Origin of the sequence: Ilumatobacter sp. (assembly GCF_030065885.1) — a bacterium.
Lineage (GTDB): Bacteria > Actinomycetota > Acidimicrobiia > Acidimicrobiales > Ilumatobacteraceae > Ilumatobacter.
In genome coordinates, this window is sequence record NZ_JASJCS010000175.1 from 1 (window position 1) to 6,972 (window position 6,972).

Consider the following 6,972-nt stretch of genomic DNA (forward strand, 5'->3'; position numbering starts at 1 on the left):
GCGATCGCCGTCGGTGTCGGCGTCGACTACGCGACCCACTTCACGATGCGGTTCATCGAGGAGTTCGAGCACGAACCGAGCCGGTTCCCGGCCCTGCGTCGAGCCGGCGAGGGCACCGGCGGTGCGCTGGCGATCTCGGCGGTCACGTCGATGACCGGCTTCTTCGTCATGGCGATGGCGCCGATGCCGATGTTCGAGATGTTCGGCGTCCTCACCGCGGTGATGATCTTCTTCTCGTTGCTGGTGTCGCTGCTCGTGCTGCCGAGCCTGCTGCTGCTGATCACCCCGTCCCGCAAGGGGGAGGAGCGCGAGCACCTCATCGACGAGGTGACGCACGGCGAGTTCGACTACCAGCCGCACGCACGGGACACGGCAGTCCGGTCGCCGTCGACGAACTGAAGCTGGGCCAGCGGCTGGTCGAGGGCGGGTCGAGCGGCCGGGCCGAGTAGCTCAGAGCTGCGGGCCGCCGAGCGGGCCGGGACCGATCGCGCCGATCGGTTGCGGTGTCATCCGCGGGGCGGTCGGCTCGGTCTCGGCCGGGCGAACCACCTCGAACTTGGGCGCTGACGTGAAGATCGAGAGGTCGGCGAGCTCGCTCAGCGCCGACATGGTGGACCGCATGGCGTCGCTCGGCACCGGGTGGCTCACCAGGAACCCCTGCGCCTTGTCGCAGCCCAGCTCGCGTAGCGAGTGCAGCTGGTGCACCGTCTCGACGCCCTCGCCGACCAGGTCGAGACCCATCGACTGGCCCATGGCGATGATCGTGCGGACCAGCGACCGGTCGTTCGCGCTGTGGGCGAGGCCGTGGACGAACTCGCGGTCGATCTTGATGCGCTGGATCGGGAACTGCCGGAGGAGCGACAAGGACGAGTACCCGGTACCGAAGTCGTCGAGCGCGATGCGAACGCCCATCGACCTGACGCGGCGGAGGGTGGTCTGTGCCAGCTCGGGCTCGTCGAGCATCATCGACTCGGTCATCTCGATCCAGAGGAGGTGCGGGGGCATGCCGCTGCGTTCGAGTGCGTTGCGCACGACATCGGAGAAGCCCGGGTCGGCGATCTGGTGTGGCGACACGTTGACCGAGACCGTGGTCGAACCGTTGACGACACCGTCCTCGATCCACCCGCGGAGGGCTGTCAGTGCATGCTCGAGCGCCCACGCACCGATGTCGTTGATCACGCCGGTCTCCTCGGCGATCGCGATGAAGTCGTTCGGCAGCACCAGCGTGCCGTCGGGGCGCTGCCAGCGGATCAGGGACTCGAAGCCGTGCACGTCGCCCGTCGCGACGTCGACGATCGGCTGATGGTAGAGGCGCATCTCGTGCCGCTCGATCGCGCCGTGGAGCGCGTGCTCGACGTCCATGCGGTGGGCGAGACGCGCCTGCATCGAGTCGTCGAACAGCACCAGGCGATTACGGCCCTCCGCTTTGGCGCGGTGGGTCGCGATGTCGGCCCGCCTGATCAACTCGTCGGCCGTGAGGGTTCGGTTCGACGGGGCGACGGCGACACCGATGCTGGCCGTCACGAAGATCGAGTCCTCGCCGATCGAGATGGCCCGACGCAGCGAGCTCCTGACGTCGTCGACGAGCGCCATCGCCTCTGTCGTCGACGTCGTCGAGCCGACGAGCAACAGGAAGTCGTCACCGCCCGAGCGGGCTGCGTGCCCGTCGTGGGCAGCGGCGACCGCGGCCAGCCGCCGGCCGATCTCGGCGAGCACGCGGTTCGCGTCGTGGTGCCCCAGGCTGTCGTTGATGTTCTTGAATCGATCGAGGTTGACCTGGATGATCGTGGGGCGGCGCTCGGACCGCCAGGTGGTCTCGAGCACGTCGTCGACGCTCGCGACGAACGGCTCGCGCGTCGACAGGTTGGTCAGCTCGTCGCGGTTCAGCCGGACGAGCAGGTCGTTGCGGGCCCGGTCGTCGTCGACGACGGCGATCCACATGCGGACGGCGACGACGGCGACGAGGAGGGCCGTGCCGGTCACCCGGACCACGAGGTCGGTGGTGGACGTGGGCGACACGCCGGCGGTGACCGTGATCGGCGTGAGGAACGTCGCGGTGATGAGCAGGAGGCGGCTGCGACGGTGGGGGCGTTCCTTCGGCTCGACGGCCCGGCGGGTGATGGTGGCGGGGCCGCTCGGGTGGGCCATGCCGGCTGCGGTCAGGAACAGGGCGGCGGCGAAGCAGGCCGACGCGATCGGCCGCCAGTCCGTCGACACGACGTCGACCTGCCGGAGTCCGGTGAGCACGGCGGCAACGAGATTGGCGGTCGCTGCGGCCACGACGAACTGCATCGCACGGTTGGACGTCAGGCCGCTCACCAGCACGTCGATCGTGAACGCGGTCAGGAGCACCGCCGCCGGGAGATAGCCGGCCGAGACGACGGCGAGGCCCGTGCCGACGTCGAATCGATCGATCAGCGGATTGGCGATGACGATCCACGCCGTCAGGGCGGCGCCGACGGCGACGGCGGCCGCATCGAGCGCGTCGCGGCGGCCCATCGCTCCGTGGCGCAGCGTGACCGCCACGCCGAGGACCAACGTGAATCCGATGCCGACGGCCAAGGTCGGGAGGGAATCGCTCCAGCGGAGATCGGAGCGAGCGGCCGAGTCGGCGACGACGATAGCGTGGAGTCGGGCGGCGGCGAGGGCGAGGCCCAAGCCGAACACGGCCGGCATGGCGTTGATTCGCCAGGCGAAGAACCCCGCTGTGATCACGACGGCACCGATCGAGCCGTGCCAGACCCACCCGGCGACGTCTCCTCGGGCGGCGAGCCAGAGCAACAGCACGAGCGCAACCACGGCGTACAGCCAGGGTGCAGCGCGTTGAACTCGACTCATGGGACTCCGTTCGATGGTGCCTGGTACGAGGCGAGTGGTTGTTTCCCTCCGCTCGCCGTGACTCATCTATCGGCGCGTCGTTCAAGATTCCGTAGGGATTTCTCGAAGTGATCAGCGAGAGCCCGATGCCCGGCTCTCGGCCACCGGCGCAGAACCCGCGAAGGGGGGTATCGACACGGGTCCGACAGGCGCTACCGTGTGATCGATGAGCGCCGATGGCGGCCAGCGACCATATGACCAGCACTGACACGCTGACGACCGTCGTCGTGCCCGGCCAGCACCTCATGACGGCGCTGCTCGGACCTCGCGATCAGTACCTGCGGCGCGTCGAAGAGCAGTTCCCCGAGACGTCGGTGTCGGTGCGAGGCAACGAGATCTCGCTGCGCGGCGCCGATGCCGAGCAGGTCGGCCGGCTGTTCGAAGAGCTCGTCGGGCTGGTCGAGCGCGGCCACGAGCTCGACGATCGCACGGTTGACCGGGCGATCGGCATGGTTCGTTCCGACGAGCGCCCCACCGAGGTACTGACCCATCAGGTGCTGAAGGGCGCCAAGGGTCGCAACGTCCGCCCGAAGACCGCGGGTCAGAAGCGCTACGTCGATGCCATCCGCAACAACATCATCACGTTCGGTGTCGGGCCGGCGGGGACCGGCAAGTCGTGGTTGGCCGTGGCGATGGCGGTCCAGGCCCTCCAGGCGAAGCAGGTCCAGCGGATCATCCTCACCCGCCCTGCGGTCGAGGCCGGCGAGCGGCTCGGCTTCCTGCCCGGGGACCTGATGGCCAAGATCGACCCCTACCTGCGACCGCTCTACGACGCGCTGTACGACATGGTCGACCCCGAGGGGGCTGCCCGGCTGCTCGAGCGCGGCACCGTCGAGGTCGCACCCCTCGCCTTCATGCGGGGCCGCACGCTCAACAACAGCTTCATCATCCTCGACGAGGCGCAGAACACCACGCCCGAGCAGATGAAGATGTTCCTGACCCGGATCGGGTTCGGCTCGAAGGTGGTCGTCACCGGCGACGCCACCCAGGTCGACGTTCCCGACGGTCGCTCGGGTGTCAGGGGGCTCGAACGGGTACTCGGCGGCATCGACCAGCTGGCCTTCGTCAACCTGACCGCCGCCGACGTCGTTCGTCATCAGATCGTGGCCGACATCGTCGCCGCCTACGAGCGTGAGGACGCGTCCTCACGACGGGGCGCCGATGCCGGACACCGAGAGCACCGTCGACAACGGGGGGTGTCGGCCGATGGCTGACCCGGCGAGTCCCACCGGCGTCGAGGCGTCATCCGGAGTCGACGTCGTGGTCAGCGACGAACAGACCGAGATGGCGATCGATGCCCCACGGTGGGCCGCCCTCGCGGCGGCCGTGTTGCGGCGCGAGGGCGCCCACGGTGAGCTGACGCTCACGTTCGTCGACCGAGCCGAGATCGCGGCGCTCAACCGTGAGCACATGGGCGAGGACGGACCCACCGACGTCCTGTCGTTCCCCCTCGATGCCGGCGACGCGTACGGCGACCACCTCGTCGGTCCGGTCCTGCTCGGCGACGTGGTCGTGTGCCCCGCGGTCGCGGCCGAGGCGGCCCCTTCCCACGCCGGCACGGTCGACGACGAGCTCGCGTTGCTGACCGTGCACGGCGTGCTGCACGTGCTCGGCCACGACCACGCGGAACCCGACGAGGCGCGGCTGATGCGTGCCCGTGAGATCGAACTGCTGAGCGAGCTCCACTGGCATGGCGGGCCACCCGCCGGGTTCGTGCACGAACAGGGCGCGTCATGAGCGGCGTGATCGCCGCGACGGTCACCACGGCCGACACGCTGATGCTGATCGTCATCTTCGCGCTGCTGCTGGTGCTGGTCTTCCTGGCCGCCGCCGAGATGGGCCTGTCGAAGATGACCAAGCCGAAGGCAGCCGCGCTCGCCGAGGAGGGCGGACGCCCGGGCAGGGCGCTGACCCGTCTCGTCGACGAACCCGAGCGCTGGGTGAACCCGCTGCTGCTCACCGTCAACATCTGCCAGACCGTGCAGGCCACCCTGACCGGCATCGTCTCCGGCCGCCTGTTCGGCGCCTGGGGTGTCGCGATCGGTGTCACGCTGAACGTGATCGTGTTCTTCGTCATGGCCGAGGCGGTCCCGAAGACCTACGCCGTCATCCACCCCGAGCGGGCCGCGCTGCGGACCGCACGCCCCGTCCGTGCGCTGGTGTCGTTCCCGCCGCTCCGGCTCGTGTCCCGTGCGCTGATCGGTCTCACCAACGTCATCGTCCGCGGCAAGGGCCTGAAGCAGGGTCCGTTCGTCAGCGAGCAAGAGCTGCTCGGCATCGTCGAGGCCGCAGCAGAGGACGAGGTGATCGAGCACGAGGAACGCGAGCTGATCGAGAGCATCATCGAGTTCGGCGACACCGTGGCCCGCGAGGTCATGGTGCCGCGACCCGACATGGTGATCATCCCCAACGAGGCCTCGATCTCCTCGTCGCTCGACCTGGCCATCGCCAACGGCTACAGCCGGCTGCCCGTGTTCGGCCCCGGCGACTCCGACGTCATCGGGCTCGCGTACACGAAGGACCTCATCCGGGCCGAGCGAGAGGGGCGCGGCGATCTGTCGGTGCTCGACCTTGTCCGGCCCGTCCGCTTCATCCCCGAGAACAAGCCGGTCAGCCGGCTGATGCGCGAGATGCAGGCCGGCAAGTTCCACCTGGCGATCGTCGCCGACGAGTACGGCGACGTGGTCGGCCTCATCACGCTCGAGGACTGCCTCGAGGAGCTGGTCGGCGAGATCGTCGACGAGTACGACATCGAGGAGCATGCCGTCGAGCGGCTGCCCAACGGCGACTACCTGGTCGACGGTGGCATCTCCATCGACGAGCTCAACGAGCTGCTGGGCGGCGACTTGCCGAACGACGACTGGGACACGCTCGGCGGGCTGGTGTTCAGCACGCTCGAGCACGTGCCGGTGCCGGGTGAGGAGCTGCAGCTCGAGCACTGGCACTTCACCGCCGAGGAGGTCGAGGGGCGCCGGATCCGCCTCGTGCGCGTCCGGGCGTTCGAGATCGTCGACGACCGCGTCGAGCACGCCGACGACGACGCCGCGCACGCCTCGGGCTGAGTCCTGCCGGTCCGCCGTCGTGCTCGGTGCGGCGGCCCGCCTCCATGGGGCGGAGACGGGCACCCACGGTCTCCGGGTGATCGTCGGTGGGTGCGCCACAGTACGTTGCCCCCATGCAGATATCGCTGGAGGGGAAGGTCGCGCTCGTGACCGGCGCGTCGAAGGGCATCGGCAAGGCCATCGCCAAGGGCATGGTCGATGCCGGCGCCTCCGTGATGCTGTCGTCCCGCAAGCAGGATCAGCTCGAGGCGGCAGCCGCCGAGATCGGCGGTGACACCGCGGTGTTCGCGGCCAACGCCGGCGACATCGATGCGGCCGACGCCTGCGTCGCGGCGACGATCGAGCGCTTCGGCCGGCTCGACGTCCTGGTCAACAATGCCGCGACCAATCCGCACTACGGCGGAACGCTCGACGTCGAGCCGTCGAAGTACGACAAGACGTTCGACGTCAACTTGCGCGGTCCGCTCTACTGGGCCAAGGCCGCGCACACCCGTGCGTTCTCCGAGCACCCCGGCGTGATCATCAACATCGCATCGGTCGGCGGGATGCGAACCGAGTACGGACTCGGTGTCTACAACCTCACCAAGGCTGCGCTGATCCACCTCACACGCCAGCTGGCCCACGAGCTCGGGCCCAACCGCGTGGTCGGCATCGCCCCCGGCCTCGTCAAGACCGACTTCGCCGCCGTGCTGGTCGAGAACTTCGGGACGAGCCTCGCCGAGGCACTCCCGCTGCAACGCCTCGGCGAACCCGAGGACATCGCCAACCTCGCGGTGTTCCTGGCCTCCGATCAGGCGTCGTGGATCACCGGCGAGACCTACGTCATCGACGGGGGCGCCGGCGTGCGCGGGGCGCGCTGAATCACAGCGCCGGCAGATCCTCGCCGGCCAACCCCCGGAGCACCGGGCGGGCGAACAGCACGGCTGCGATCAGGGTGATCGCGCCGCCCACGATGAACGGCATCCGGAGGTTGGTGGCGAACGCGACGAACCCGCCGGCCGCGACGCCGACCGCGCTGGCTGCGGCGCCGAGC

Annotated in this window: 6 protein-coding genes; 5 read left to right on the forward strand and 1 reads right to left on the reverse strand. The window is 69.3% G+C overall.

What is annotated here, in order from left to right; translation table 11 throughout:
- The coding region (locus QNJ12_RS22795) for an MMPL family transporter (RefSeq protein WP_300626274.1) at positions 1 to 399 on the forward strand (399 nt) is incomplete at its 5' end.
- Between the two features lie 51 nt (positions 400 to 450).
- Here QNJ12_RS22795 and QNJ12_RS22800 read toward each other — a convergent pair.
- The gene (locus tag QNJ12_RS22800) at positions 451 to 2,838 is read right to left on the reverse strand and encodes a bifunctional diguanylate cyclase/phosphodiesterase (RefSeq protein ID WP_300626275.1); all 2,388 of its coding nucleotides are present in this window, start codon (positions 2,836 to 2,838) and stop codon (positions 451 to 453) included.
- A 233-nt stretch (positions 2,839 to 3,071) separates the two neighbouring features.
- Here QNJ12_RS22800 and QNJ12_RS22805 point away from each other — a divergent pair, with 233 nt between their 5' ends.
- The 4 genes from QNJ12_RS22805 to QNJ12_RS22820 all read left to right on the forward strand — a co-directional run bounded on the left by QNJ12_RS22805 (position 3,072) and on the right by QNJ12_RS22820 (position 6,799).
- Positions 3,072 to 4,091 (forward strand): PhoH family protein, encoded by a 1,020-nt coding sequence (locus QNJ12_RS22805; RefSeq protein ID WP_300626277.1) that lies wholly within the window; start codon positions 3,072 to 3,074, stop codon positions 4,089 to 4,091.
- The gene (gene ybeY, locus QNJ12_RS22810) at positions 4,084 to 4,614 is read left to right on the forward strand and encodes an rRNA maturation RNase YbeY (RefSeq protein WP_300626278.1); all 531 of its coding nucleotides are present in this window, start codon (positions 4,084 to 4,086) and stop codon (positions 4,612 to 4,614) included. Before QNJ12_RS22805 ends, ybeY begins: the two co-directional genes overlap by 8 nt.
- Complete coding sequence (locus QNJ12_RS22815) at positions 4,611 to 5,939, forward strand: hemolysin family protein (RefSeq protein WP_300626280.1); 1,329 nt, start codon at positions 4,611 to 4,613, stop codon at positions 5,937 to 5,939. The genes ybeY and QNJ12_RS22815 overlap by 4 nt, the downstream gene beginning before the upstream one ends.
- Before the next feature lie 113 nt (positions 5,940 to 6,052).
- On the forward strand, positions 6,053 to 6,799 hold the full coding sequence (locus QNJ12_RS22820) for an SDR family oxidoreductase (protein WP_300626283.1): 747 nt from the start codon (positions 6,053 to 6,055) through the stop codon (positions 6,797 to 6,799).
- The last annotated feature ends 173 nt before the right edge of the window (positions 6,800 to 6,972 follow it).